Origin of the sequence: Trichococcus sp., from assembly GCF_049589555.1 — a bacterium.
Taxonomy (GTDB): Bacteria; Bacillota; Bacilli; order Lactobacillales; family Aerococcaceae; genus Trichococcus.
In genome coordinates this window covers 20,007-46,177 of record NZ_JBAWAZ010000160.1, presented here as the reverse complement: position 1 = coordinate 46,177, position 26,171 = coordinate 20,007, and the positions used below count along the sequence as shown (strand labels likewise).

23 protein-coding genes are annotated in these 26,171 nt (G+C 48.2%); 19 read left to right on the top strand and 4 right to left on the bottom strand.

Annotated features, from left to right (window positions below):
* The 10 genes from liaX to WBV27_RS06405 all read left to right on the top strand — a co-directional run.
* On the top strand, nucleotides 1-1,052 hold a 1,052-nt coding region (liaX, locus tag WBV27_RS06450; protein ID WP_424200446.1), incomplete at its 5' end, for a daptomycin-sensing surface protein LiaX.
* Between the two features lie 41 nt (nucleotides 1,053-1,093).
* A complete protein-coding gene (locus tag WBV27_RS06445) occupies nucleotides 1,094-1,411 on the top strand; it encodes a PspC domain-containing protein (RefSeq protein ID WP_424200444.1) in 318 nt (105 codons plus the stop codon).
* Entirely contained in the window at nucleotides 1,411-1,755 is a 345-nt protein-coding gene (locus WBV27_RS06440) for a phage holin family protein (RefSeq protein ID WP_086629377.1), read from the top strand. The genes WBV27_RS06445 and WBV27_RS06440 overlap by 1 nt, the downstream gene beginning before the upstream one ends.
* Before the next feature lie 229 nt (nucleotides 1,756-1,984).
* Entirely contained in the window at nucleotides 1,985-2,923 is a 939-nt protein-coding gene (gene hprK, locus WBV27_RS06435; protein WP_424200442.1) for an HPr(Ser) kinase/phosphatase, read from the top strand.
* Nucleotides 2,924-2,945: 22 nt separating this feature from the next.
* Nucleotides 2,946-3,782 carry a prolipoprotein diacylglyceryl transferase gene (gene lgt / locus WBV27_RS06430; RefSeq protein WP_424200440.1) on the top strand — a complete coding sequence of 279 codons (837 nt, stop codon included), beginning with the start codon at nucleotides 2,946-2,948 and terminating at the stop codon, nucleotides 3,780-3,782.
* Between the two features lie 7 nt (nucleotides 3,783-3,789).
* Nucleotides 3,790-4,440, top strand: coding sequence for an HAD-IA family hydrolase (locus WBV27_RS06425; RefSeq protein WP_424200438.1), 651 nt, complete (start codon nucleotides 3,790-3,792; stop codon nucleotides 4,438-4,440).
* Nucleotides 4,441-4,459: 19 nt separating this feature from the next.
* Nucleotides 4,460-5,506: an NAD(P)H-dependent glycerol-3-phosphate dehydrogenase gene (locus WBV27_RS06420; RefSeq protein WP_424200436.1), complete on the top strand. Its 1,047-nt coding sequence runs from the start codon at nucleotides 4,460-4,462 to the stop codon at nucleotides 5,504-5,506.
* A complete protein-coding gene (gene galU, locus WBV27_RS06415) occupies nucleotides 5,503-6,396 on the top strand; it encodes a UTP--glucose-1-phosphate uridylyltransferase GalU (protein ID WP_086629367.1) in 894 nt (297 codons plus the stop codon). Before WBV27_RS06420 ends, galU begins: the two co-directional genes overlap by 4 nt.
* Before the next feature lie 217 nt (nucleotides 6,397-6,613).
* Nucleotides 6,614-7,585, top strand: a complete 972-nt coding sequence (gene trxB, locus WBV27_RS06410; protein WP_424200434.1) for a thioredoxin-disulfide reductase — start codon at nucleotides 6,614-6,616, stop codon at nucleotides 7,583-7,585.
* Between the two features lie 168 nt (nucleotides 7,586-7,753).
* Nucleotides 7,754-9,481 (top strand): phospho-sugar mutase, encoded by a 1,728-nt coding sequence (locus tag WBV27_RS06405; RefSeq protein WP_424200432.1) that lies wholly within the window; start codon nucleotides 7,754-7,756, stop codon nucleotides 9,479-9,481.
* Nucleotides 9,482-9,545: 64 nt separating this feature from the next.
* Here WBV27_RS06405 and WBV27_RS06400 read toward each other — a convergent pair whose 3' ends face one another.
* Nucleotides 9,546-10,166 carry an NAD(P)H-dependent oxidoreductase gene (locus WBV27_RS06400; protein WP_424200430.1) on the bottom strand — a complete coding sequence of 207 codons (621 nt, stop codon included), beginning with the start codon at nucleotides 10,164-10,166 and terminating at the stop codon, nucleotides 9,546-9,548.
* 155 nt (nucleotides 10,167-10,321) lie between these two features.
* Complete coding sequence (asnB, locus tag WBV27_RS06395) at nucleotides 10,322-12,199, bottom strand: asparagine synthase (glutamine-hydrolyzing) (protein WP_424200428.1); 1,878 nt, start codon at nucleotides 12,197-12,199, stop codon at nucleotides 10,322-10,324.
* Nucleotides 12,200-12,634: 435 nt separating this feature from the next.
* On the opposite strand from asnB, the gene glpK reads away from it, so the two are divergent.
* The 7 genes from glpK to WBV27_RS06360 all read left to right on the top strand — a co-directional run bounded on the left by glpK (nucleotide 12,635) and on the right by WBV27_RS06360 (nucleotide 20,039).
* Nucleotides 12,635-14,149, top strand: a complete 1,515-nt coding sequence (glpK, locus tag WBV27_RS06390; protein WP_424200426.1) for a glycerol kinase GlpK — start codon at nucleotides 12,635-12,637, stop codon at nucleotides 14,147-14,149.
* Nucleotides 14,150-14,416: 267 nt separating this feature from the next.
* Nucleotides 14,417-15,307, top strand: coding sequence for an RNase adapter RapZ (gene rapZ / locus WBV27_RS06385; RefSeq protein ID WP_424200424.1), 891 nt, complete (start codon nucleotides 14,417-14,419; stop codon nucleotides 15,305-15,307).
* Nucleotides 15,304-16,302: a gluconeogenesis factor YvcK family protein gene (locus WBV27_RS06380; protein WP_424200422.1), complete on the top strand. Its 999-nt coding sequence runs from the start codon at nucleotides 15,304-15,306 to the stop codon at nucleotides 16,300-16,302. The genes rapZ and WBV27_RS06380 overlap by 4 nt, the downstream gene beginning before the upstream one ends.
* Nucleotides 16,303-16,344: 42 nt before the next feature.
* Nucleotides 16,345-17,286, top strand: a complete 942-nt coding sequence (gene whiA, locus WBV27_RS06375) for a DNA-binding protein WhiA (protein ID WP_106449294.1) — start codon at nucleotides 16,345-16,347, stop codon at nucleotides 17,284-17,286.
* 122 nt (nucleotides 17,287-17,408) lie between these two features.
* Nucleotides 17,409-17,744, top strand: a complete 336-nt coding sequence (locus tag WBV27_RS06370; RefSeq protein WP_068560913.1) for a single-stranded DNA-binding protein — start codon at nucleotides 17,409-17,411, stop codon at nucleotides 17,742-17,744.
* 163 nt (nucleotides 17,745-17,907) lie between these two features.
* On the top strand, nucleotides 17,908-18,621 hold the full coding sequence (locus WBV27_RS06365) for a response regulator transcription factor (protein ID WP_424200419.1): 714 nt from the start codon (nucleotides 17,908-17,910) through the stop codon (nucleotides 18,619-18,621).
* Nucleotides 18,618-20,039 (top strand): ATP-binding protein, encoded by a 1,422-nt coding sequence (locus WBV27_RS06360; RefSeq protein ID WP_424200417.1) that lies wholly within the window; start codon nucleotides 18,618-18,620, stop codon nucleotides 20,037-20,039. Before WBV27_RS06365 ends, WBV27_RS06360 begins: the two co-directional genes overlap by 4 nt.
* Nucleotides 20,040-20,081: 42 nt before the next feature.
* Here WBV27_RS06360 and WBV27_RS06355 read toward each other — a convergent pair whose 3' ends face one another.
* Nucleotides 20,082-22,259 carry an LTA synthase family protein gene (locus WBV27_RS06355; protein WP_424200415.1) on the bottom strand — a complete coding sequence of 726 codons (2,178 nt, stop codon included), beginning with the start codon at nucleotides 22,257-22,259 and terminating at the stop codon, nucleotides 20,082-20,084.
* 263 nt (nucleotides 22,260-22,522) lie between these two features.
* Here WBV27_RS06355 and WBV27_RS06350 point away from each other — a divergent pair, with 263 nt between their 5' ends.
* Together WBV27_RS06350 and WBV27_RS06345 are read left to right on the top strand one after the other, a co-directional pair.
* Entirely contained in the window at nucleotides 22,523-23,176 is a 654-nt protein-coding gene (locus tag WBV27_RS06350) for a VanZ family protein (protein ID WP_424200413.1), read from the top strand.
* The gene (locus tag WBV27_RS06345) at nucleotides 23,173-24,357 is read left to right on the top strand and encodes a class I SAM-dependent rRNA methyltransferase (protein WP_424200411.1); all 1,185 of its coding nucleotides are present in this window, start codon (nucleotides 23,173-23,175) and stop codon (nucleotides 24,355-24,357) included. The genes WBV27_RS06350 and WBV27_RS06345 overlap by 4 nt, the downstream gene beginning before the upstream one ends.
* A 348-nt stretch (nucleotides 24,358-24,705) precedes the next feature.
* Here WBV27_RS06345 and WBV27_RS06340 read toward each other — a convergent pair whose 3' ends face one another.
* Nucleotides 24,706-25,971, bottom strand: coding sequence for an NAD(P)/FAD-dependent oxidoreductase (locus WBV27_RS06340; RefSeq protein WP_424200409.1), 1,266 nt, complete (start codon nucleotides 25,969-25,971; stop codon nucleotides 24,706-24,708).
* Nucleotides 25,972-26,171: the final 200 nt, after the last annotated feature.

Here is a 26,171-nt window from a genome sequence, read left to right as displayed (position 1 = left end):
TCGAGATGGAACAAAAAATGCGCAGCCTCAAGAAGGAGCATGTGGAAAACAGCGTGAAATCCTTTGGCGAGAAACTGGGCAATAAAGAGGAATGGAAAGATACAGCCGCCAATTTCACAGATCGCCTCACCAAAGCGGGGGCGCAATTGAGCAAATTTTTGACCGACACGGTGCAAACGGTCGTAGAGAATGTCGATTGGAAAGACACTGATTTCAACATCAAAATCCCTGGATTGATCACCAGCAAATTCCAGCATGAATTCACATTCGATCAAAATACAGCGACGATCCTTGATTTTCAACTGGCAAACGGCAATGTGACGTTGCAGAGTTGGGATAGCGAAACCATTTCGGTTGCCGCGGATGTGAAAATCTACGGTAAAACAGAAGAAGCGACAGCGAAGGAAGCTTTCGATGCTCGGAGCACGCTTGTGATGGATGAGGATAAATTCACTTTCCGCGTTCCGAACAAACGGGTGAAATGCGATATCGTCGTGTCCTTGCCGAAACGCGAATACGATTACGTCGCAATCAAGATGTTGAATGGAAATGCAACCCTGAAAAACATTGAAGGAAAAGATTTTTACATCAAATCCACCAATGGTAATATGGTCATCTCAGGTCTCAAGGCCATCATGCTGGAGACGGATGGCGTCAACGGGAATCTGGATGTCTCAGAAAGCACGATCGTTGATGTGCTGGCGAAGACCATCAACGGCAGTCTGACGATCAAAAGCGATGTCGTCAGCGCGACGGTTTCCGTTGTCAACGGCGATGTGAAACTTTCCTATCCAGGAACAAACGCCAAACAGATCCAGGCCAGCTCAGTCAACGGGTCCGTCAAGCTGTCTTTGCCGGCTGCCAAAAGCGCAGAGGTGAAAGCCAGCAGTTCTTTGGGGAAAATCATGAACCGGATGGAAAACATCGAAATTATCCGCCAAAAAAATGAACATACAAACAAGTACCTGGAATTCAGACGAATGGACGAGGAATCGCCGGTTATGGTAGAATTAAAGACAACAACAGGAAACATATTCTTAAAAAATAACTAAAAATAGCGACAATAAATGGCACACATAAGGAGAGAACGAAAATGAAAAAATTAACCAAATCTGCTACAGACAGACAAGTCAGCGGTGTTCTGGGAGGTATTTCCGAATACTTCGGCATCGACTCGACGATTGTTCGTGTGGTTTTTCTGATTGCCGTATTTGCGGGGGTCGGATCACCCGTATTGCTGTACATCCTGATGGCTATACTGATGCCTGAACCGGGCCGAAGCGACAGCGGCCAATCATTCGGCGGAACGTACGGGTCTTCATCTTCCCGCCGCAGTTCCGACGCTTCAAGACCAGTAAAAGAAGCAAAACCAGTGGACAAACAAGAAGAGGACGACTGGAGTGATTTCTGATGGGATTTTGGAAAAAAGCGGCGGTCAACTCGCTAGTGTTCATCGCTTTGGCTTATTTCATGGCACCTTCATTCTATGTGCATAGCCTTTGGACGGCATTTTGGGCCAGCATCATCTTGGGCATCGTCAACTTTTTGATCAAACCGGTGCTTTCGATTCTCTCGTTCCCGATAACGATCCTGACGTTCGGCTTGTTCAGTTTCGTCATCAATGGCTTCATGCTGTATCTGACATCTTGGCTGGTGGGTCCCGGATTCCACTTTACAAGCTATGGCACGGCATTCCTGGTGGCTTTGATCATGTCAGTCGTGCATATGTTCCTGAGCAGGGACGAATCGCATTAACCAACAGGGTTCCTCTGCGGTGCTCGACACCAAATAACATAAAGTAAGGCAGTTGAAACGATTGTTTCAGCTGCCTTTTTGTTCTTTCGTATGCACCTATAAAATGTTATGATGGATAGGAATACAATAAACCACAAGCGATACGATCATTGTTTGTGGCAAGATGAAAATGTAAAAAAATCCTGCCCAATCTGGGACAGGAAATTATATGATAGAGCGAGGGATAAGAATGGCGAATACAGTCACTGTAAAGGAATTAGTGGATTCTTCAGGTTATATTGTACTGAGCGGAGAAGAATTTTTGGGAAACAAAATCACCACCAGCGAAATCTCCAGACCCGGAGTCGAGTTGACAGGTTTCTTTAATTTCTACCCGTCGGCCCGCATCCAATTGTTGGGGAAAACGGAATTGACATTCATCGAGAGGATGACCGCCGAAGAGCGCCTGATCGTCATGAGACGACTTTGCAGTAAAGAGACTCCTTGCTTCGTCATCGGACGCAAGCTGCAGGCGCCTGCAGAATTGATGAAAGCCGCTCAGGAAGCCGGCATACCGATTCTTTCGGCACAATCCAGAACGACAAGAGTATCCAGTAACATCACCAATTTCCTTGAAGGCAAGTTGGCGGAACGGGTTTCGATGCACGGAGTTTTCGTGGACGTATTTGGAATGGGTGTCATGATCACAGGGGACAGCGGTGTCGGGAAGTCGGAAACGGCTTTGGAATTGATCCAAAAAGGACACCGTCTGGTTGCTGACGATCGCGTCGATCTGTACCAACATGATGAAAATACGCTGATCGGTGAGGCGCCGGGCATCCTTCGCCACCTGATCGAAATCCGCGGTATCGGCATCATCGATGTGATGACCCTGTTCGGGGCAGGCGCAGTCAAACAGACCAATGAAGTCAATCTGATCGTTAACCTAGAGCTTTGGAGCAAAGACAAGAAGTTTGAACGTCTGGGCAGCACGGAGGAAATCGTGAACATTCTGGATGTCGGCATCCCTAAAATCACGATTCCGGTCAAGACAGGGCGAAATCTTGCCATCATCATCGAAGTGGCGGCCATGAATTTCCGTGCGAAAACCATGGGCTACAATGCCGCTGAGACTTTTGAAAGAAATTTGGAAGCTTTGATAAAAGAGAATGCCCAAAAAAATGATTAGGCATAACCGAAGGAGCAGATAAATGAATAATTTGATAGCCGCATTGAACCCCGTCGCCTTATCGTTCGGTGGCCTGGAAATCCGTTGGTACGGTGTCATCATCGCGGCAGGCATCCTCATTGCCATGACATTGGCGACGAAAGAGGCCGACAAAAAAGGGTTGGATCCGGATTTCATTGTCGATATGATGTTCTGGACGATACCGATCGGGATCATCGGAGCCCGCATTTACTATGTATTGTTTGAGTTGGATTATTATTTGCAGAACCCAGGCGAAATCATTCAGATCTGGAATGGTGGCATCGCTATTTACGGGGCATTGATAGCCGGCATTTTGACGATTTATTGGTATACGAAACGAAAAGGGATTTCTTTTGCATTGATATTGGATATTTTGGCACCCGCAGTGCTGATTGCGCAATCCATCGGCAGATGGGGGAATTTCATGAACCAGGAAGCGCATGGCGGGGAAGTGAGCCGCGCCTTTTTGGAGAATTTATTCCTGCCCGAATTCATCATTGAACAGATGAACATAAACGGGATTTATTACCATCCGACCTTCTTGTACGAATCACTATGGTCGTTGGCCGGTTTTGTGCTGATTCTGTTCCTGCGCAGAAAAGAACAGCTGTTGCGTGTCGGTGAAGTGATGTTCACTTATGTCATGTGGTACTCGTTCGGCCGCTTCTTCATCGAAGGTATGCGCACGGACAGTCTGTATCTTTTCGGGCCTATCCGGGTTTCACAGGCGCTGTCCATCCTGCTGTTCCTCGGAGCGATGGGAGTCTGGACCTACAGACGCAGAAACAATTATCCGCCTGATCCCTTTTACACGAACATCACCAGAAAGGAAGCATAATAAAGGCATGAATTTTAAAACTGTATTATTTGATTTTGACGGCACGATCGCCGATACGAACCGGCTCATCAGCGAAAGCCACTTCGTCGTCATGGAGGAAAATTTTCCGGGCCGGTTCAAAAAAGAGGAAATGGCCCAATTCAACGGTCCCAGTTTAGAGGAAATATACGGGAATCTTGATCATAGCCGACAGGATGAACTGGTCGCCCGCTACCGGGAAGTGATGCTGGAAAAGCATGATGAAATGATCGGCATGTTCCCGGGCATCAAAGAAGTGCTTGAGAATCTAAAACAGGAAGGCCTGCGCTTGGGCGTCGTATCGACGAAGCGCAGCGATGTGCTGAAACGTGGGGTCTCGATCCTCGGCATCACGGATTATTTTGACACGATCCTCGGCTCAGGCGATTTTTCGCAACCGAAACCTGATCCGGAATCACTCTTCCTGGCTATGGATCGTCTGGACGCCGATAGGGAAACCAGCGTAATGGTCGGGGACAATCACCACGATATAGTCGCAGGCAACAATGCGGGCGTCACAAGCGTTTTTGTTGGCTGGTCCGAAAAAACGACTGCCTTCATTCAACCATATCAGCCAACAAAAATAGTCAAGGATCCACAGGAGTTGGAAGAGTACATTCTTTCCGGCGTGAGAGTTTAATGGAGGGGAAGCGAGCAAAATGAAACAAAAAGTCGCCGTATTGGGGGCAGGATCTTGGGGTACAGCCTTATCCATGGTGTTGGATGAGAATGGGCATGATGTCCGCCTTTGGGGGAATGACCCGAAACAAATCAAAGAAATCAATGAGCAGCATACGAATGAACACTACCTTCCAGGTGCAAAACTGAGTGAAGCGATTGTGGGATACACGGATCTGAAAGCCGCCATCAAAGAAGCAGACGCGCTCTTGTTCGTTTTGCCGACAAAAGCGATCCGCGTGGTCGCGAAAGAAGTCGCATCGTTATTGGACGGACAAACAAAGCCGCATCTGATCCACGCCAGCAAAGGTTTGGAGCAGGACACCCATAAACGGATTTCCGTCATCATCCAGGAAGAGATTCCAGCTGAAAAATACGATAGCTTAGTCGTCCTTTCCGGACCGAGCCATGCGGAAGAAGTCGCCAAAAAGGACATCACCACAATCACTGCCGCATCCCAGGACGAAGAGGATGCAGGTTATGTGCAAAAACTGTTCATGAATCCCTACTTCAGGGTCTACCGGAACACGGATGTCATCGGGGTTGAGTTGGGTGCTGCCTTAAAGAACATCATCGCAGTCGGAGCGGGAGCGCTTCACGGATTGGGTTATGGCGATAACGCGAAAGCGGCTTTGATGACGCGCGGATTGGCGGAAATCAGCCGCTTGGGAATTGCTTTCGGTGCCGATCCAATGACTTTCTTCGGTTTGAGCGGGGTAGGCGATCTGATCGTTACCGGAACAAGCCGCCATTCGCGCAACTGGCGAGCAGGGGATCTGATCGGAAAAGGCCATGACCTGGATGAAGTGCTGAACAATATGGGGATGGTCGTTGAAGGCGTGGCGACAACAAAAGCCGCTTATGAATTGGCACAGGAAAAAGGCATTGAAATGCCGATCACGGAAGCCATCTATAAAGTGTTGTACGAGAAAGTCGATGTCAAAAAAGCAATCGAGGAATTGATGCTGCGCGAAGGCAAAGCGGAGCAATCTTCTCAAAATGTGAAAAAGGGGAGCCAGTCAATATGAAAAAAGTCAGAAAAGCAGTGATTCCTGCTGCAGGATTCGGAACGCGTTTTTTACCGGCAACGAAAGCGATGGCAAAAGAAATGTTGCCGATCGTCGATAAGCCGACCATTCAATTCATCGTTGAAGAAGCGATCGCATCAGGGATCGAAGATATCTTGATCGTAACCGGAAAAAGCAAGCGTCCGATTGAAGACCATTTTGATTCGAACATTGAGTTGGAAGCGAATCTGCGCGAAAAAGGCAAAAATGAGCTGCTTGAATTGGTGCAGGAAACGACGGGTTTGCGCATCCATTTCGTCCGCCAATCTTATCCATTGGGATTGGGCCATGCGGTTCTGCAGGCAAAAGCCTTTGTCGGGGATGAGCCTTTCGTTGTCATGCTTGGGGATGATCTGATGGAAGACGAAGTGCCATTGACCAAACAGTTGATGGATGCCTACGAGCGCACACATGCTTCGAACATCGCCGTGATGGAAGTGCCGCATGAAGAAACATCCAAATACGGCATCATCGATCCCGATCAGGAACTGGAGCCAGGCCTGTTCAACGTCCGCAGATTCGTCGAAAAACCGAATCCGGAAGACGCGCCGAGCAATTTGGCTATCATCGGCCGCTACTTGCTGACTCCGGAAATTTTCGAAATTCTGGAAAATCAGAATCCGGGTGCCGGCGGAGAGATCCAATTGACCGATGCCATCGATACTTTGAACCAAACGCAGCGCGTTTTCGCAAAACGCTTCGACGGCAAACGCTTTGACGTCGGGGACAAATTCGGCTTCCTGACGACTAGCATTTCCTATGGGCTGACCCATCCGGAAATAAAGGATAAATTGAAAAATTATCTGGTGGAACTGGGCGAAAAGTTGGCTGCCGAAGACGAAGGCAAGTAGCCATTTTGGCCATCCAAAGCCAGCCGGATGTTGCATGAAAAATAACAGAGGCCGAGCCATCAATCGTTCTGCGATTCATGGCTCGGCTTCTTCTCCATTAATTCGGCACTCTGAGCAGAATTGTGGCAAAAAAAATAAAGGCAGAGTAAACTGAATAGGAATTCGATTCCGGCACCAGGCCGGAACAGACTTAACACCAGAAGGAGATACACTAAACATGGAACAAACTGAAAAAATTTATGACGTCATCGTCATCGGAGCCGGACCAGGCGGAATGACCGCGGCGCTTTATGCCTCCCGTTCCAATCTGAGCACCTTGATGCTGGAACGGGGCGTTCCCGGCGGCGAAATGATCAACACTGCCGAAATTGAAAATTATCCTGGCTTCAAATCGATATTGGGTCCCGAGTTGGCTGAAAGGATGTACGAAAGCTCCATGCAATTCGGAGCCCAGCACGCCTACGGAGATGTGAAGCGCATTGTTGTCGATGGCGATTACCGCATCGTCGAAGCAGGAAAAAAATCCTATAAAACGCGTGCCGTCATCATCGCTACAGGTTCCCACCACCGTAAATTGGGGGTTCCTGGGGAAGAACAGTACAATGGCCGCGGCGTTTCCTATTGTGCCGTCTGTGATGGGGCCTTCTTTAAAGGTAAAAAATTGGCAGTGGTCGGCGGAGGAGATTCTGCCGTGGAGGAAGGGACTTACTTGACGCAATTCGCGGATGTCAACATCGTACACAGACGTGATGCTTTGCGGGCTCAAAAAGTCATCCAGGACCGTGCCTTCAAGAATGAGAAAGTGTCCTTCACTTGGGATTCCTTTGTGGAAGAAATCAAGGGAGACGGACAAAAAGTAACGGGCGTAGTGATCCGGAACAAAAATACCAACGAGATAACCGAAAAAGCCGTGGACGGGGTCTTCATCTACGTAGGCATTTTGCCGCAATCGGATGCCTTCCTTGATCTGGGGATCACGGATGAAGAAGGCTGGATCATCACGAATGAGCATATGGAAACAGCCGTACCGGGCATCTTTGCTATCGGGGACGTGCGTCAGAAGCTTCTGCGTCAAATCACGACTGCCGTCGGAGATGGTGGAGAAGCCGGGAACCGCGCCTTTTCTTACATCGAAGACCTGCATGACCGTCTAGCGGCTGCTGAAGCGGCTGCCGAGACAGTGGACTGAAAGAATATTCATCAAAACAGTTAAGTTGTTGTCCGATCGATAAATATCAACAAAGTTCATGCTCTGATTTATAGAGCGTGAACTTTTTTTTTAGATTCCATCTTTTCGCTCATAATGCATGTAAATAATGTTATAATATGATTAAACTAATATGGAAGGATGATGAAAATGTCTTATCAAGAAACCATCGCACAATGGAATAATTTTGCCTTATTAGAACCTACATTAAAAGAAGAATTAAAGTCTTTGGAGGGAAATGAAGAAGCACTGAAAGATGCTTTTTTTGCTCCGCTGGAATTCGGGACTGCCGGTATGCGCGGCATCCTGGGAGTCGGCATCAATCGGATGAACATCTACACAGTCCGCCAAGCGACCGAAGGATTGGCTCGTTTGATGGAGGCGAAAGGTGAAGAAGAGAAAAAACGCGGCGTCGCGATCGCTTACGATTCCAGACACCAATCTCCGGAGTTTGCGATGGAGGCGGCGAAGACATTGGGTGCGCACGGCATTCCGGCTTTCGTTTTTGAAAGCTTGCGTCCTACACCCGAGTTGTCCTTTGCGGTAAGACATTTGAATGCGCTAACGGGGATCATGATCACAGCGAGCCACAACCCGGCTGATTACAACGGTTATAAAGTCTATGGAGACGACGGCGGCCAGATGACTCCTGACGATGCGGATGCTTTGACCGATTATGTAAGAGCAATCGAAAATCCGCTGACGATCCAAGTGGGCGATGAAGCAGAGTTGAAAGCAGCCGGCTTGATCAAAATGCTTGGTGAAGAAGTCGACGCGGCTTACCTTGAGTTGGTCAAAACAGTGACTGTCGATCCTGCCCTTGTCCATGAAATGAGCAAAGAGATGAAGTTGGTCTTCACGCCTCTGCATGGGACTGGCCAGATGATGGGTGAACGTGCCTTGAAGAACGCCGGTTTTGAAGGCATCTATCTCGTTCCGGAACAAGCAGTCGCAGATCCTAACTTCTCCACCGTGAAATCACCGAATCCGGAAGAAGCAGGCGCATTCGAATACGCCATCAAACTGGGTACGGAACTGGATGCCGATATTTTGGTTGCGACCGATCCGGATGCTGACCGCTTGGGCGCGGCCGTCCGCAAAGCCAAAGGCGAGTACGTTGTTCTGACTGGTAACCAAATCGCTTCATTGATGCTGGATTACTTGCTGCGCGCGAAAAAAGCGGCCGGTACATTGCCAGCCAACGGAACAGCCCTGAAATCGATCGTATCCAGCGAGTTGCCGACCGCAATCGCAAAATCTTACGGTGCGGATATGGTTGATGTTCTGACCGGATTCAAATTCATCGCAGAAAAAATCAAGCAGTACGAAGAAGACCACAGCAAGGAATTCTTGTTCGGTTTCGAAGAGAGCTACGGCTACTTGGCAAAACCGTTTGTCCGCGACAAAGACGCCATCCAAGCCCTTGTTTTGATTGCTGAAGTAGCGGCTTATTACAAGAAAAAAGGCCAAACGCTGTATGACGGCTTAGTAGAAATCTTCGAAACGCATGGCTACTATAAAGAACAGACGATTTCAGTCACGATGTCCGGCATCACCGGGGCAGAAAAGATCAAAGCTTTGATGGCTAAATTCCGTTCGGAAGCACCGGCAGACTTCGCAGGCATCGCCGTATCAATCACTGAAGACTTCGGCAACTCGACGAAGACATTCACTGACGGATCCACGGAAAGCATCGATATGCCGAGCTCGAACGTGCTGAAATACTTCCTGGAAGATGGCAGCTGGATCGCCATCCGTCCAAGCGGAACAGAACCAAAAATCAAATTCTACATTGGTGCGAAGGCTGAAAGCCAAACCGCAGTCGACGAAAAAGTCGCTGCTTTCGAAGCAAGCATCCGTAGCCTGACTGCAGAGTAATCCGAGAAAACGTAACAAACAAAAAAGAAGCCCGCGGGCTTCTTTTTGTTTGGGCGCGGGCAAATCAGAAAGTTTTGGCCAATTGTTTGGCTTTTTCGATCGCATCTGCAACGATTTCATCGGCACGGTCCGGGTATGTGTCCATCCCTTCGACGAACAGTTGCGAGATTTCTTCCACTCCCAGGAAGCGGAAAATGCTCTTGATGTATTGGCTGGCAGGATCACGTCCGTCGAAGATTCCGCCGTTCGCTTGGATATGCAGCAATTTTTTATCCGGGACCATTCCGACCGCTCCGGATTCAGTGTAACGGAATGTCTGTCCGGCGACTGTGATGGTATCGATCCACGTCTTCAGACGACCCGGCACGTGCATGTTCCACAACGGATTGGCGATGATGATCTTATCCATTGCCAAAAAATCATCGGTGTAGTGATTGAAGAGCGTCACTTTTTCCTGCTGGCGGGAAGTCAATTGATCAAAAAGCACGCCTTTCGACAATTCCTTCCACGCAGTCAAAAGATCCCGGTCGATTTCCGGGATGGCGACTTCGTAAAGATTCATGTCCTTGATGCGATCGTAAGGATTCACAGCTTTGTATTCCTCCAGAAAAGCATCCAGGACTTTCATGGAACGGGAGACGCTGCTGTCGAACGGATGCGCGCGCACAACTAAAACTCTGGCCATAGAATAACCTTCTTTCCAATTTGTTATACCTACATGATACCATTTACATGCACAGATGATAAAGCCTAACCACTGCCTGCAACCGAGAGAAAAAGGTAAAAAAAAGAGAGTTACCCTTGTCGGGAAACTCTCTTTTGCATTTTGAATCGGCAATCTTAAGCTACGAAAGCTTCCGCAGACAGAGGCGTTTCATCGATGAAGAAACGTTTGTACCAGACGAGGAAGATGTAGGCAGTCCAGATCTGACGGCCGTAATCCAATTTCTTCGTATAGTTGTCATCGAGGATCTGCACGAGCTTGTCGGTGTCGAAAAATTCTGCCGCATAGTCTGAAGCGAAAGCTTTTCTGACTTCATTGTAGAATTCTTCTTCACGCAGCCAGTGTCGGATCGGAGTAGGGAAGCCCAACTTCGGACGTTTCGCCCATTCTTCCGGCAGGACATCGGCAGCCGCTCTGCGCAGCACATATTTTGTATCGATTTCGTTGACGCGGTAATCGGAAGGGATGCGTTTCGCCAATTCCATGACTTCTTTATCCAGGAAAGGTACACGCAACTCCAACGAGTGGGCCATGCTCATCTTGTCGGCTTTCAACAGGATATCCCCAGGCATCCAAAGGTTCAGATCGAGATACTGCATCTTTGTCACATCATCCTGGCCTTTGACTTCGTCATAGATCGGTTTGGTGATTGAACGGATATCCGGGCCATTTTTGTAGGCCGGCTTCAGGATGTCCACAGCTTCTTCTTCGTCCCAGACGATGGCCTGGCCGATGAAGCGTTCTTCCACTTTTTGGCCGCCTTTGACCAGGAAGGTCGTCAGGGTATTCTTCGGCAGTTTGTGGGCCAATTTGCCGATGCCTTTTCTAAGGCTGTAAGGGACCTTTTCATAGGTCTCCATTTTCTTGGATGGTTCATACCAAGAGTAGCCGCCGAAAATTTCATCTGCGCCTTCACCCGAAAGTACGACCGTGACATCTTTCTTCGCCAATTCGGCCAAGAAATACAACGGAACGGACGACGGATTCGATTGCGGTTCATCCATATGGTATTGGATGGTAGGCAGGGCGTGGAAAGCTTCCTCTGGCGAAATGTACTTGCGGACATTCTCGATGCCCAAGATTTCGGAAAGGTCGGCAGCTTGGTTGGTTTCATTGAACATTTTTTCATATTCGGAGAAGCCTACCGAGAAGGATTTTTCCGGTTTCATCAAGGCTGTGATCAAGCTGGAATCGACGCCGCCGGATAGGAAAGCGCCTGTCTTCACGTCACTGATTTTGTGGGCGCGGACGGAATCGGCCATCGTTGCTTTGATTTCTTCCACATAGCTCTCCAAAGTGCCGTTTTCGGCATGGAATTTCTTGTCCCAATATTCGACCGTATGGATATCATTGCCTTTCAGCACCATATAATGCGCAGGTTTCAATTTGTGGACGCCCTTGAAGAAGGTTTCGCCCATCGAAGAGTACTGCAGCGTCAAGTAAGGGCGCAAAGCATCCTTGTTCACTTCTTTGATGAAAGCAGGGTGAGCCAAAAATGACTTGATTTCAGAACCGAAAAGCAAACTGCCGTCGGTTGTGTTTGTCGTATAGTACAACGGTTTGATGCCGAAGCCGTCACGGGCGATGAACATCGTATCGTTCACTTTGTCCCAGATCGCGAACGCGAACATGCCGCGCAGTTGTTTCACGAAATCATAACCATATTCTTTGTAGCCGTAGATCAAAACTTCGCTGTCCGTTTTGGAATGGAAGATGTGTCCTTTTTTCTTCAGATCTTCGCGCAACTCCTGGAAGTTGAAGATTTCGCCGTTGAACACCAATACCAAATTTCCGTCGGCACTGTACATCGGTTGCTTCCCGTTATCGGAAAGGTCAATGATGCTCAATCGGCGGAAGCCTAACGTTACCTTGTCATCAGAATACATGCCGCCGCTGTCTGGCCCGCGGTGGACGATTCTGTTCATCATACCTTCAATTACAGTCTGATGGTTCCATGCTGTCGATCCATGGATATATCCAACAAAACCACACATTTATACCACTCCTTAAGTATCTCTTGCTAGATCAGAATGTCTGTCCGTCTAGAGTCCAATCTATTCTATCACAAATGGAAAATCATTAAAAGAAATTATCCGATCGCGAAGCGCGGCGGAATTTTCAAAAATCAAAAAAACAAAGCGATCCATTTTGAATGGAACTGCCTTGTCCTTTGATTTCACTGTTTATTTTTTGCGCTCAACAGTTACGTTTAACTTTGAACTCTTCAGCAGGCAGCTAGGGTTTGAGATCTCCCCAAAATAATTTACATGAGCTTCTGATGCAGGATTGGAGCAAAGAAAAATAATTGGGATTCGTCGAAAAGAATGCTAGGATAATAGTAGAGGCAAATATGCGCAGACAACAAAAAATGAGAGCGGTTTCTTGTTTTTGGCCGATGATAAATTTCAAATCAGGAAAGAGGCATACAAGTGGAAAAAAAATACATCATGTCGATAGATCAAGGGACGACCAGCACGCGTGCAATCATCTGGGACAAGAAAGGCACAATCATCTCTTCTTCGCAACGAGAATTGATGCAATATTATCCTGAACCAGGCTGGGTGGAACACGACGCGAATGAAATTTGGATCAGTGTCCAGTCGGTCATAGCGGATGCTTTGATCAGGGGGGCCATCCGTCCGGAGGAAATTGCGGCAATAGGGGTAACGAATCAGCGCGAGACGACGGTTGTGTGGGACCGCGTTACTGGGATGCCGATCCATCATGCGATCGTTTGGCAATCCCGCCAGACTTCGGAAATCGCCGACAAACTGAAGCAGGAAGGGCATAACGACTTCATCCATGATAAAACCGGATTGATTATTGATTCCTACTTTTCCGCCACCAAAATAAAATGGTTGTTGGATCATATCCCGAGTGCTCGTGAGCGGGCTGAGAAGGGCGAACTGCTTTTCGGCACCATTGATACATGGATTGTCTGGAAACTGACAGGAAAAAAGGTGCACGTAACGGATGTTTCCAATGCCAGCCGAACGATGCTGTTCAATATTTACGAATTGAAATGGGATCAGCAGATCCTGGATTTGCTGGACATTCCGCGAACGCTACTGCCTGAGGTCCGTTCTTCATCGGAAATATACGGATATACCGAAGAAAATGATTTTTACGGTTCGCGCATCCCGATAGCCGGAATCGCCGGCGATCAACAAGCCGCTCTTTTCGGGCAGACCGGGTTTGAACAGGGGATGGTGAAAAATACTTACGGGACCGGCGCGTTCATTGTTATGAACACAGGCCGTACACCGGTGAAATCGGAAAACGGCCTGCTTACGACGATCGCCTACGGGTTGAACGGTGAAGTGACGTATGCCCTTGAGGGAAGCATCTTTGTGGCCGGGTCCGCTCTGCAATGGCTGCGCGATGAAGCCCAATTAATCCGGACTGCAGCCGAGTCGGAAGAATATGCTGAAATGCTTGAATCGAACGAGAACGTCTATATGGTTCCGGCGTTTGTCGGCCTGGGGGCACCCTATTGGGATCAGGACGTGCGTGGTGCTTTCTTTGGATTGACGAGAGGGACTTCTAAAGCGCACCTGATCCGTGCGACGCTCGAATCTTTGGCATATCAGACAAAGGATGTCGTGGATACGATGCAGAAGGATTCCGGACTGGTCATCACGAACATGCGCGTCGATGGAGGAGCAGCCCACAACAACTTCCTGATGCAATTCCAAAGCAACCTTCTGAACACAACGTTGACCAGATCCAAAGTGATGGAGACGACTGCACTGGGAGCCGCATACTTGGCGGGATTGGCAGTAGGATTCTGGAAGGATACCGATGACATCATCAAAAATTGGGAACCCGATTGCGAATTCCATCCGAATATGCCTACTGAAGTGCGCGAAGACCTCTACGCCGGCTGGCAAAACGCAGTAGCCGCCGCCCGCCACTTCAAACATAAGCCAAAGAGAGCGAGATGAATCCCGGGTAGAAATCGAGCACTAAGAGGACTAACACAAAGCGGACGCTTTTTGTCCGTGTGTGGTAGTCAGCTTAGGCGCAGATTTCTGGGATTCAGAACGCGTTTAAAGAGCGAGATGCCTCGTTTAGCGGAGCAAAGTAAGGAAGCTTTTCTGCTTGAATACCCAAACCAAAACGTAAGAATCGATAAAATATTCAGAAATGCACAAATGATACACCCGGTATGTTATAATGGACATATATATTTTTTGACTGGAGGAATTATAATGGCAGACACTCTCGAATTGGTAGTCATAACGGGGATGAGCGGCGCCGGGAAAACGGTGGCCTTACAGACATTTGAAGATTTAGGCTATTTCTGTATAGATAATATGCCCCCAAGTTTATTACCGAAATTTTGGGAGCTTGTAAAGGAATCGGGTAAAATTAGCAGAATCTGCTTAGTGATCGATCTGCGCTCCCGTGCATTCTTTGAAGAAATCATGTCTGCTGTGGACAGTTTGGACAATACTTCCTTTATCACGACAAAGGTTATTTTCCTTGATTCGAAGGACGATGTGCTTGTTTCCCGATACAAAGAGACAAGAAGAAGTCATCCCCTGACCCAATCGGGCGGAACCGTACTGGAAGGAATCCGCAAAGAGCGGGAACTGCTTGAGGACATCCGCAATCGGTCGCAGTTGGTCATCGATACAAGCGAAACAACACCGCGCCAATTAAGGGAACGTCTGCTGGATACTTTCAAAGTCGACGATAAGGATGTTTTCCATATCGAAGTCGTATCTTTCGGGTTCAAGTACGGCTTGCCGATCGATGCCGACATCGTTATGGATGTGCGCTTTTTGCCCAATCCGCATTACGTTGATGAACTGCGTCCGTTGACGGGACTGGATAAGCCTGTCTACGATTATGTCATGAAGCAACCGGAGACGGAAATTTTTTACAAAAAATTTATCGATTTGCTGGAATACATCATTCCTGGCTACAAAAAAGAAGGCAAGACCAGCGTGAATATCGCCATCGGCTGCACAGGCGGACAACACCGTTCGGTCGCTTTGGCTGAACGCACCAGCCTGCAATTGAAGAGTGCTGGTTATCAGGTCAATACAACCCATCGTGATCGGAATAAGCGCAAAGAGACGGTGAATCGGTCATGAGTCAAAATCCGAGCAGAACGAAGAAAATCGTCGTTATCGGCGGCGGAACGGGCTTGCCGGTCATTCTTGAAGAACTGAAGAACCACAATACGGATATCACGGCCATCGTCACGGTGGCTGATGACGGCGGCAGCAGCGGCATCATCCGCGACCATATCAACATTGTGCCTCCCGGGGATATCCGCAACTGCCTGATTGCGCTCTCCGATATGCCGAAATTGGAAAAGGACATTTTCCAGTACCGTTTCGATTCAAAGGATTCCTTCGTTTCCGGGCACGCAATCGGAAACCTGATCATCGTGGCCCTGACTGAAATGAAAGGGAACATTTTTGATGCCATTCGGTTGTTGTCCGTCATGATGGGCGTGAAAGGGAAAATTTACGCCGCAGCTGACGAGCCGCTCTCGCTCTACGCAGAGTTCAAGGACGGTACGGTCATCAAGGGCGAGTCGAAAATCGCAAATGGCCGCAAAAAAATCGAACGGGTATATGTCAAACCGTTGGATGAAACTAGGGAGGCCGTCGCTTCCCGTCACGTCATCAAAAGCATTCTGGATGCAGATATGGTCGTTATCGGACCGGGAAGCCTGTATACGAGCATTTTGCCTAACCTGATGATCAGTGATCTGGGACAAGCGGTCATCGATACCAAAGCCGAGAAAGTATACATCTGCAACATCATGACGCAATTGGGCGAAACAGAGGGCTTCACCGATGCTGATCATATCAAGGTTTTGCATGACCATCTGAAAGCGAAATTCATCGATACCGTATTGGTGAACACGGAAAAAGTGCCGGATGAATACCTCAATCAACAAGCCGATGAAGAATATCTGCTGCAAGTGCGCCATGATTTCAAAGGGTTGCGCGAAGAAAATTGCCGGGTCATCTCAGCGGACTTTCTGGATATGAAGAACGGCGGCGTGTACCATGACGGCAATAAAGTCGTTTCGGAACTGATCAATCTGATTTCCAATATCAAAACTATCTGTTGACCTTTTTTCTGATAGAAAGAAGCTGTCGGAAAGGGGGCATATATGTCTTTTGCATCTGAAGTAAAAAAAGAATTAACAACATTGGAAGTGCACCGCGAACACGCGAAAGCCGAGCTGACCGCGTTGATCAGGATGAGCGGATCGGTCAGCATCTATAACCAGTCATTTGTCCTGAATGTCCAGACAGAAAATGCGGCAATCGCCAGACGGATGTACGTTCTCTTGAAGGATCACTACTCATTCGAAAGCGAATTGTTGGTGCGCCGTAAAATGAAGCTGAAGAAGAATAACGTCTATATTGTGCGCCTGAAGCAGGGCGTCACGGAATTGCTGAGTGATCTGAGCATTTTCGACGGCTTGTCATTCAAGACGCAAGTTTCCGAAGACATCATGAACAATAACCAGAAGGAACGCTCTTACCTGCGCGGCGCCTTCATGGCCGGTGGTTCGGTGAACAGCCCGGAAACAAGCCGTTATCATCTGGAAATCTATTCCAATTATGAGGACCACAATCAGGATATCTGTGATATGATGAATCACTTTGACCTGAACGCGCGGACGATCGAGCGCCGCAACGGCTTCATCACTTATCTCAAGGAAGCTGAGAAGATCGCCGATTTTCTGGCATTGATCGGTGCCCATAACGCGATGATGAAGTTTGAAGACGTGCGGATCATCCGAGACATGCGTAATTCGGTCAATCGCTTAGTGAATTGCGAAAACGCGAATATGAATAAGACGATCGATGCTGCTGCGAAACAGATCGCCAACATCGAATTCATCGAAGCGACGGTAGGGCTGGGGAGATTGCCTGACAAGCTGAAGGAAATTGCCGTGATCCGGTTGGAGAATCCCGACATCAGCCTGAAAGAACTTGGTGAAATGATCCCCAGTGGAGTCATCTCCAAATCGGGCATCAATCACCGTTTGCGAAAAATAAACGATTACGCCGATTCGCTGCGGATGGGGAAAGCCATCCGCTGATACAGAAAAATAAACCTTGAGACAAGAAAAGTCTTCAGGTTTATTTTTTTTCGTTAAAAAATCAAGCATGCTTTTTTGCGGATATTATAGACAGTAAGTCAAGCTGAAGGAGGAATGAAAGGATGAATCAAGTATCATTGATCGGGCGGCTGGTGCGGCCCATCCAAGTGCAACAGGTGAATGGGGAAAGGCAAGTCTGCAACAATACATTAGCGGTGCAGCGCCTAAGGAAAGCGGATGAAGGCCAACCACAGGCGGATTTCATACCTGTCGTGTTTTGGGGAGCAACCGCAAATCTGGTCGAACAGTATTGCGCCAAAGGCAACCAGATCGGTGTCAATGGCCATTTGGTTTCGCGTTCCTATGTCAATAAGCAGGAGCAGCACGTCTATGTCATCGAATTGGTAGTGGAAGAATTGTATTTCGTGGAAGCGAAAAGAGAACAGGAAGCAGTCTGATGCTTCCATTGAAAAGCCCCGGATTCCGGGGCTTTTTCTTTCTGAAACAGCGATTTCCTTATTTATTCATAGAAACTTCAAAGGTATGTGGTATCGTAGACTGGAAATGATGCTGCTTATCGGAAAAAAAGATATAATGGAAGAAATGAAAAGGAGAGTCGCTATGGAAATTTTGATGATAGAAGACAATGAAGCCGTCTGCGAAATGATGGCGATGTTTTTTGAGAATGAAGGCTGGCAAGCTACTTTCAAACATGATGGGAAAGAAGGACTGGAGGCGTTCGCGGCTGCAGTCAAAAAATGGGATATGATCATCCTCGATCTGAACTTGCCAAGCATGGATGGGATGCAGGTTTGCCGCGAAATAAGAAAGATTTCCCAGTTTGTGCCAATCATCATGCTGACGGCGCGCGATTCGGAAAGCGACCAGGTCATCGGTCTGGAAATCGGCGCGGATGAGTACGTCACGAAGCCGTTCAGCCCGCTGACCCTGATAGCCCGCATCAAAGCGATGCACCGTCGCGCTAAGGTAGATCATTCGCAGGTGCAGGCTACGAACGATTTCGATGTGCTAACCGATCATGTCAAAATCAGCACGATCACGCGTGAAGCCTATCTTGACGGGAACCAGATCGAAAGTTTGACGCCGAAGGAGTTCGAACTGTTCGCGTTGCTGGCCGAACACCCGAAACAAGTATTTTCGAGGGAACATCTTTTGACCCGGATTTGGGAAGATCCTTATTACGGGGATGAACGCACAATCGATGCCCACATCAAGAAATTGCGGCAAAAAATAGAAGCGGTCGGACCGCAAGTGATTCAAACGGTTTGGGGAGTCGGCTACAAATTCGACGACAGCGGAGTAGAGGGAAAATGAAGTACGTCTATCAACAAACCCTTGCTTTTTTCGCATTGATTCTAATAACCGTCAGTACGACAGGCATCCTGATCATCCAATACGTCACCAGTAATGTCTACGACGAGAAAGAGGCGCAGCTGTACGGATATGCCGAATCGATCATCGATCAGAACATGACGATCCAGCAACTGGAAAGCGGTTCGACTTTGGTGTCCAACCAGGACGTCTCGTTTGCCATCTTTGATGCAGAAGACCATATGGTGTACCCGCAAGCAACGGATCTGTATACGAGCGGAATCAGCACGGAGGATTTTGAGAGGCTCTCAGAAGGGGAACGGATTTCTTTGACGGAACGGGATCGCGGCTTCCTGAACGAAAAGAAGCGCTTCTTGACGGTTTATCTCCCGCTTTTTAATGCGACTACGGCCGAGTTCACAGGCTTCATAGCGGTGGGCTCGCCGGTAAAAGGCATCGAGGATGAAATCAACGAAATTGAGCACAACCTGCTTGTGGCTGTGCTGACTTCCGGGGGCATCGCGATTGTATTGAGCCTCGGCATCGCCAATTATCTGACAAGGCGCATCAAACGCATGCGGAGGGCCACCCATGAGATTGCTTCAGGCAATTTTGATATTTCGCTGGAGAATCATCACAAAGATGAATTTGATGAGCTGTCTGAGGATTTCAACCAAATGGCAAGGTCTTTGAAAGCCTCCAACGAGGAAGTGGAACGCCAAGAGAATTTAAGGCGTCAGTTCATGATGGATGTTGCCCATGAGATGCGCACGCCGCTCACGACGATCAATGGCATCCTGGAAGGGATCCAGCACCACATGATTCCCGAAAGACGTCGGGAACGGAGCATGCAACTGATGCAAAAAGAAACCAAAAGGCTGATCCGTTTGGTGAACGAAAACCTGGACTATGAAAAGATCCGCTCCAATCAGATTATTTTAGTGAAGCAGGAATTTTCCGCTAAGGAAGCGTTGGAGAATGTCGCGGAGCAGATGCGGGCAAAAGCACAGGCGAAGGATGACTTGATCATCGTCCAGGTGGATGCAGCGGACCGGATCTACGCGGACTATGACCGTTTTATCCAAATTATGGTGAACCTCACTCAAAACGCAATCCAGTTCACGAAAAACGGTACCATCACCTTGTCGTCGTTCCCGGATGACGATCAGCAAGTCATCCAGGTCAAGGACACGGGAATCGGCATCGAGAAGAAGGATATCACGAGCATCTGGGAAAGGTTCTACAAAGTGGATGTTTCCAGAAAGAATACAAAATTTGGCGAGTCGGGAATCGGTTTGGCTGTGGTCCAATCCTTAGTGATGAACCACAAAGGGACTGTCGACGTGGAAAGCAATCCAGGAGAGGGAACGACTTTCACGATTACATTGCCAACGAAAACTGCACTTGATAAAAATAGTTAAAAAAATAGCTGTCGGAATTTTAAATTCCGACAGCTATTTTGGTTATTCAACTGTTTCTGTCTGTCCTTCTGCTTGGGTTTCTTCCGAAGCGGGTTGTTCTTCCGTTGCGGGTCCTTCAGCAGCGGCTTGGTTGGCCGGGAACTCAGGGGCATCCGTCTGGTAAAGCGGAACGCTTGAGACGCCGTTGTTCGTGTAGTACAAGGAAGTGTTCAGGTCGCCCAATTCGGCGAGGTCCTCTTCCAATTCGGCTGGAGAATCCACATAGCTGTGCAAGCTTTTGTCGACTGGGGTGAATCCATCTGGCGTATAGAAGCGAAGCAAGTCGCCGTTGATGATCTGATCGGAGATGGCCAGTTGCAGTTCAGCTTGCGCCCGGATTTCAGCAATCTTTTGGATCACTTCTTCGGTCTGATAAGCAAGTGTACCTGTTTGAGTATGATAGACAGTATTTCCTAAAATAGTGTATTCGCTCGTTACGATGCTGCCGTTACGGAAAGCAACAATTCCCTCATGTTGAGCCGACAACAGATCCTGCCCAAGTTGGACATTGGCCGAAGTGTCTACACCCAGAAGATGCATCACAGTAGGCAAGATATCGATCTGTCCGCCATAGACGTCGCTGATCTGTCCAGTACCGGAACCAGGGTTGTGGATGATGAAAGGAACCCGTTGCATCATGGCATCATCGTAGGCACTCCACAAATCTGCATTCGCTCCGATGAGCGGCGCCAATGTTTCGTTGCGTGAACTGGAAATGCCGAAGTGGTCGCCATACAATACGAAAATCGTATTATCATAAAGTCCTGCATCCTTCATATATTGGAAGAACTCAGCCAAGGCCTCATCGGCATAATGGACGGTATTGAAATAACCGTCAACCGTTTCGTCGCCGGTATCCAAAGCGAAGGTGTTGTTCATCTCGTCTTCAGGGAACGGGAAGTGGTTCGAAACAGTTATGAATTTCGCATAGAAAGGCTGCGGCAATTGTTCCAAGTATTGAGTCGATTCCTGGAAGAACAATTTGTCCTTCAAACCGTACTCGACTGAGTTTTCATCCGTCAGCGTATAACTGCTGTCGGCATCAAAGAAATAATCATAGTCAAAGGATTTGTAAACATTATCGCGATCCCAGAAAGAGCCGACATTGCCGTGGAAAACAGCTGACGTGTAGCCAAATGTTTCACTCAAGATGGCCGGTGCCGATTGGAACGTATTGTCCGCGCCGATCTGTGTGAAGGCTGAACCTTGAGGCAATCCGAACAGGGAATTGTCCAGCATCAGTTCGGCATCACTTGTTTTTCCTTGTCCGGTCTGGTGGAATATGTTGCTGTAACTGTATGAATCACTGCTGTGATACAAGCTGTTCAGGAACGGCGTCACTTCAGCTGTCGTGCCTGTTTCGTCCGTCAGCGACAAATCGATCAGGAATTGCTGCATACTTTCCAGATGGATGTAGACGACGTTTTTGCCTTCCGCTTGTCCGAAGTATGTTTCGTTCGGCTCGGCGTAATGTGTACTCATATAATCAAGAACGGAAGCCATATCCGAGCTGTCCGCGCTTGCACGCACTTGGTTGGCCTGGGCGGTTTTGATTCCATCATAAAGCGTATAGACATTGATACCCAAGTATTTTACGATATAGTTGCGGTCAAAAGTTCTCGTCAGCAATTGTGGGCGGCTGATTTCAGCAAGACCCAGGTTAGCGGCAAAGAGAGCGATTGAAGCGGCGATTGTCGCAAATGCCCATCTTTTCTTGAAGATGCGTTCGTCGCGGTTTTTGCTGACGAATTTCTTATAGACGTAAACGAGCACGAAAGCATCGATCCAATAGAACAGGTCGATCGGCTGCATCATGGCGATGACACCTGAACCCAGGTTTTTGGTTGCATTGGCCGAACCGAAAATGGTCTTGATCGTCAAGAAATCCGTAAATTCGCGGTAATAGACGATGTTTGCGAACAACAGGATCGAATTCAGCATGTACAGAGCAATCAAGCTTCGGTAACCTTTTTTAGGATTCTTCACAAAAAGGGAAATTCCCAGAATCAACAAGGTAGTGGCGATTGGGTTGATGAAAAGAATCAGTTGCTGGAACCAGCCATCTACGCCTAAAGAGAACGCTGTGTGGTAAGCGAAATAGGTCTTCAGCCAGAAAAGGACGACGGCGAACAGGAAAAATCCGAATCGCGTCTGCAACTGTTCAGTTAATTTTTGTTTCAAAAAAGAGACCTCCTAATGATATCTTGTGGAACACATGTAAATTTCATGTGGATTTTTAAGGGTAATGTGTGTTGTTTGTGAATTTTATGTAAAATGAGCTAGTGTCATTATATTCTGAATGCTTTTGATAGTCAATCGAAGCACCGTAAAGTTTTTCCTAAGTTTTTATCAAGAACGGTTGCTTTTTTTAGGATTTTTCGAGAAAATGGGTCTTTCCATGTATCTGATCAAAGGAACAAAACTGACAAAGGTGAGCATAGCTTATGATATTTTTACAAGGACCGTATGAGTGGGTGGCTGCTTCTCTGGAATCATCCGTCAATCATTTTCCGCTCATACAATTAGTTTTCAACAGCGTGGACAAGACCATTCTGTATTATTTGATTTGGCTGGTCCTGCGGGCGGCCTATCTGCTGCACAGACACCGCAAGACGGGCAAAAAAATCCCCTTATATAAGGAAGGCTTGTTGCATGCTCTGTTTATCTACATCGTGCTGCTGCTTCAACTGACGGTTTTCCGCAACGAGGAGACCTTCTGGACCGTCGAGTACCACAAAATCGATTGGTCGGCGATCCATTGGTTGCCGTTGGTGGATACGGTCAAGCTATTTTACGGGGACTCCGGTTTTTCGGCCTGGTATAATTCGTGGGGGAATGTCGTCTGGTTTATGCCGTTGGGCTTCGTGGGCCCGTATCTGTTCAGGAAAAAATGCAGTTTCCTCAAAGTTACGGCGATCGGCTTTCTTTTTTCCGCCATGATCGAGTTCCTCCAGCTCATCTTTCAGACGGGCGTGACGCATATCGATGATGTCTTCTTCAATACGTTGGGTGCAGCAATCGGCTACGGCATCTGGATATCTTCAAAAAAACAAAGCAGTACAGAACGGACAATTGACTATAAAGGAAGAAAACAATGAAAAAAATAATCATTACGCAAATAAGCGAAAAAAAAATTAAGGCAGGGAATCCCTTGCTGCAGTTCGAGGATTTTCCAAATGAACTCAGCTTCAATGAGGGCGAAATAGTCGAACTGGTCGATTCTCGCCAAGCATTCGTTGCAAGAGCCTATTTGGCCAAACAGAACAAAGGAGTAGGCTGGGTATTTTCGTTGGATAACGCGGATAGTTTCAATGAAGCGTTCTTCAAAAACCAGTTCGAAAAAGCGAAACGCAAGCGCATGGATCTGCAAGCGGATCCGGAAACGACAACCTATCGGCTTTTTAATGCGGAGGGTGACGGCATTCCCGGTGTCACCATCGACCATTATGACGGATTTGCGGTGGTATCCTGGTACAGCGGAGGCATCTTCCGCTACCAAGCCGCCATCCTCGCTGCTTTTCAAGCGGTCTTCCCGGAAACGAAGGGCATCTATGAAAAATTCCGTTACCAACGGAAAGACAGCCTGATCAGCCGCTTCGTCACGGGTGAAGCAGCCCCGACGCCCCTGATCGTGAAGGAGAACGGCATCAACTATGCGACTTATCTGGATGATGGGCTGATGACGGGCATTTTCCTGGATCAGCGCGACGTACGCGGTGCTCTGACGGAGCGTTATGCGGCAGGTAAACGGGTATTGAACACCTTCAGCTACACGGGCGCTTTCTCGGTTGCTGCAGCCATGGGCGGAGCAATCGAAACAACAAGTGTCGATGTTGCGAACCGTTCATTGGAACGGACCAAAGAACAATTCGCCGTCAACAACCTGGATGGCGATGCGCAAAAAATCTATGTCATGGATGTCTTCGATTTCATCCGCTACGCCATCCGCAAAGAATTGCAGTATGACGTGACCATCATCGATCCGCCAAGCTTTGCCCGCACCAAAAAGCGGACTTTCTCGGTCACGAAGGATTACACCCAGTTGTTGGAGGAGCTGATCCAGATCACCGCACCGGATGGCACACTGATCGTTTCTTCCAACGCCGCCAACTACAAGGAAAAAAATTTCAAACAGGACATCGACCAAGCCTTCAAGAACAGCCATTGTGACTACCGTATCCTGGAAACCTTCCACTTGCCGAGCGACTTCGCTGTTCCGGCAGGCAGCAGGACCAGCGATTACTTGAAGGTCTTCATCATCAAGAAACTGGCGAGATAAGAAAAGCTGAACGGGTTCGCTCAGCCCTGAAAGAAATTTAGGAAATATGACCTCGCAACGTTCCCTACGGGCACCTTGTACTGGTAGTCTAAGGGATGAATCCCTAAGACTACCATGCAAATGAGCATCGAAGAGCGCAATGGGTCAGATTTATCTAATTTCCGAGGGGCTAACCCGTGAAGCTAGCCAACGCTTTGGATTGCATGGAACATTTTGCAATTCTTTGAAGCACCAACGGTGACGCACTTTTGAGTACAGAGAAATTTATATTTTTCCTACAATATAGAAAAAAGGGAACGGAGCTGCCTCTAAATGAGGTGGCTCCGTTCTCTTTGCGAATGGATGTTTTTATTCGTCCCGATCTGCAGCTGCATGCTGCCCGGCAGTGTGCCCTGTAACAAAGGCGCCGGTGATGTTGTAGCCACCTGTGTAGCCGTTGTAGTCGATCAGTTCGCCGCAGAAATAAAGCCCCCGCGTCAGTTTGCTTTCCATCGTCTTCGGATTGATTTCCTTCGTGGAGACGCCCCCGCCGGTGACAAAGGCTTTATCCAAAGGATGCGTGCCGTTCACTTCGAAGGAGAAATTTTTGCAGAAGTCGGCGAAAGCTTTGATTTCCTTCGGCGTCAATTCCTTCAGGGATTTCTGCGGGTCGATAGCGGCCTGGTTGCAGCCGAAAAGCAAATAACGCTCCGGCATCAGGTCTTTCCAGCCGTTTTTGACGCTCTTTTCCGGTTGATCCTTGATGAGTTTCTGCAACTGTTGCTCGACGGCACCCAATGAAAGTTCCGGCAGGACATCCAATGACATCGTGACGGTCTCGGTTTTATCGCGCTTCATCGTTTGGTGGACAAACATCGAACAACGCAAAGCAGCAGGGCCGGATACGCCGAAGTGGGTGAAGATCATGTCCATCTGGTGGGACACGACCGTTTTGCCTTTTTTATTTTTTATGCTGAGGGCAACATTGCGCAGGGACAGTCCCTTCAGTTCGCTTGAACGGATGAAGTCCGCATCGGAAGTGATCGGCGCTTCGGTAGGGTACAGTTCCGTGATGGTGTGCCCAGCAGCCTTGGCGAACTTATAGCCATCGCCTTTGGATCCTGTGCGCGGCAGGGCCTTCCCTCCGGTCGCCAGGATGATCCGATCAGCCTGGAGGGTTTCGCCATCTTCCAAAAGGACACCGGTCACTTGTCCGTTTTCGATCAGGATGCGTTCCACTTTTATGTTGGTCCGGATCTGGACCTGCAGCCGCTTCAGTTCCTCGATGAATGCTTCCAGGATAGTCCGAGCTTTGTCCGTGACAGGGAACATCCGGCCGTGATCCTCTTCCTTCAGTGCGACTCCTCGTTCGATAAAGAAGGTCATGATGTCATATTGACTGAATTGGGTAAAGCTGCTGTGCAGGAATTTTCCGTTTCCGGGAATATGCCGGATGATTTCCTCTTCGGGACGATTGTTGGTGACGTTGCAGCGTCCGCCGCCTGTCAAAAGCAATTTTTTCCCGAGACTTGGATTTTGTTCGAGGAGCGTCACTTCAGCTCCTGCTTCGGCAGCGGTGCAAGCCGCCATCAGACCGCTTGAACCTCCACCGACAATAATGATGCGTGTTTTCATATTATTTAATTTCTCCGATCTTTTGCTGCACTTACTTTATCACAGATATGTCCATCTGAAAACGGCTTTCTTCCCAAAATGATCATGAAAAAACAGGCTTTCCTTCATTAAATATTCAAAAATCGCGGCTATACTGTGTTCATACCCAAAGATAATCGTTTCTTTTTCCTCTTCTGTACCCGCAGAAGAACTCCTCCCTC

What these genes read in the sequence shown, in the direction of transcription:
- galU (WP_086629367.1), top strand. Translation starts at nt 5,503, where the DNA reads ATGAAAAAAGTCAGAAAAGCAGTGATTCCTGCTGCAGGATTCGGAACG.
- WBV27_RS06425 (WP_424200438.1), top strand. Translation starts at nt 3,790, where the DNA reads ATGAATTTTAAAACTGTATTATTTGATTTTGACGGCACGATCGCCGAT.
- WBV27_RS06340 (WP_424200409.1), bottom strand. Translation starts at nt 25,971, where the DNA reads ATGAAAACACGCATCATTATTGTCGGTGGAGGTTCAAGCGGTCTGATG.
- WBV27_RS06370 (WP_068560913.1), top strand. Translation starts at nt 17,409, where the DNA reads ATGAATCAAGTATCATTGATCGGGCGGCTGGTGCGGCCCATCCAAGTG.
- trxB (WP_424200434.1), top strand. Translation starts at nt 6,614, where the DNA reads ATGGAACAAACTGAAAAAATTTATGACGTCATCGTCATCGGAGCCGGA.
- rapZ (WP_424200424.1), top strand. Translation starts at nt 14,417, where the DNA reads ATGGCAGACACTCTCGAATTGGTAGTCATAACGGGGATGAGCGGCGCC.
- WBV27_RS06400 (WP_424200430.1), bottom strand. Translation starts at nt 10,166, where the DNA reads ATGGCCAGAGTTTTAGTTGTGCGCGCGCATCCGTTCGACAGCAGCGTC.
- WBV27_RS06440 (WP_086629377.1), top strand. Translation starts at nt 1,411, where the DNA reads ATGGGATTTTGGAAAAAAGCGGCGGTCAACTCGCTAGTGTTCATCGCT.
- WBV27_RS06380 (WP_424200422.1), top strand. Translation starts at nt 15,304, where the DNA reads ATGAGTCAAAATCCGAGCAGAACGAAGAAAATCGTCGTTATCGGCGGC.
- WBV27_RS06365 (WP_424200419.1), top strand. Translation starts at nt 17,908, where the DNA reads ATGGAAATTTTGATGATAGAAGACAATGAAGCCGTCTGCGAAATGATG.
- lgt (WP_424200440.1), top strand. Translation starts at nt 2,946, where the DNA reads ATGAATAATTTGATAGCCGCATTGAACCCCGTCGCCTTATCGTTCGGT.
- WBV27_RS06360 (WP_424200417.1), top strand. Translation starts at nt 18,618, where the DNA reads ATGAAGTACGTCTATCAACAAACCCTTGCTTTTTTCGCATTGATTCTA.
- asnB (WP_424200428.1), bottom strand. Translation starts at nt 12,199, where the DNA reads ATGTGTGGTTTTGTTGGATATATCCATGGATCGACAGCATGGAACCAT.
- WBV27_RS06345 (WP_424200411.1), top strand. Translation starts at nt 23,173, where the DNA reads ATGAAAAAAATAATCATTACGCAAATAAGCGAAAAAAAAATTAAGGCA.
- WBV27_RS06420 (WP_424200436.1), top strand. Translation starts at nt 4,460, where the DNA reads ATGAAACAAAAAGTCGCCGTATTGGGGGCAGGATCTTGGGGTACAGCC.
- hprK (WP_424200442.1), top strand. Translation starts at nt 1,985, where the DNA reads ATGGCGAATACAGTCACTGTAAAGGAATTAGTGGATTCTTCAGGTTAT.
- WBV27_RS06350 (WP_424200413.1), top strand. Translation starts at nt 22,523, where the DNA reads ATGATATTTTTACAAGGACCGTATGAGTGGGTGGCTGCTTCTCTGGAA.
- WBV27_RS06405 (WP_424200432.1), top strand. Translation starts at nt 7,754, where the DNA reads ATGTCTTATCAAGAAACCATCGCACAATGGAATAATTTTGCCTTATTA.
- WBV27_RS06445 (WP_424200444.1), top strand. Translation starts at nt 1,094, where the DNA reads ATGAAAAAATTAACCAAATCTGCTACAGACAGACAAGTCAGCGGTGTT.
- whiA (WP_106449294.1), top strand. Translation starts at nt 16,345, where the DNA reads ATGTCTTTTGCATCTGAAGTAAAAAAAGAATTAACAACATTGGAAGTG.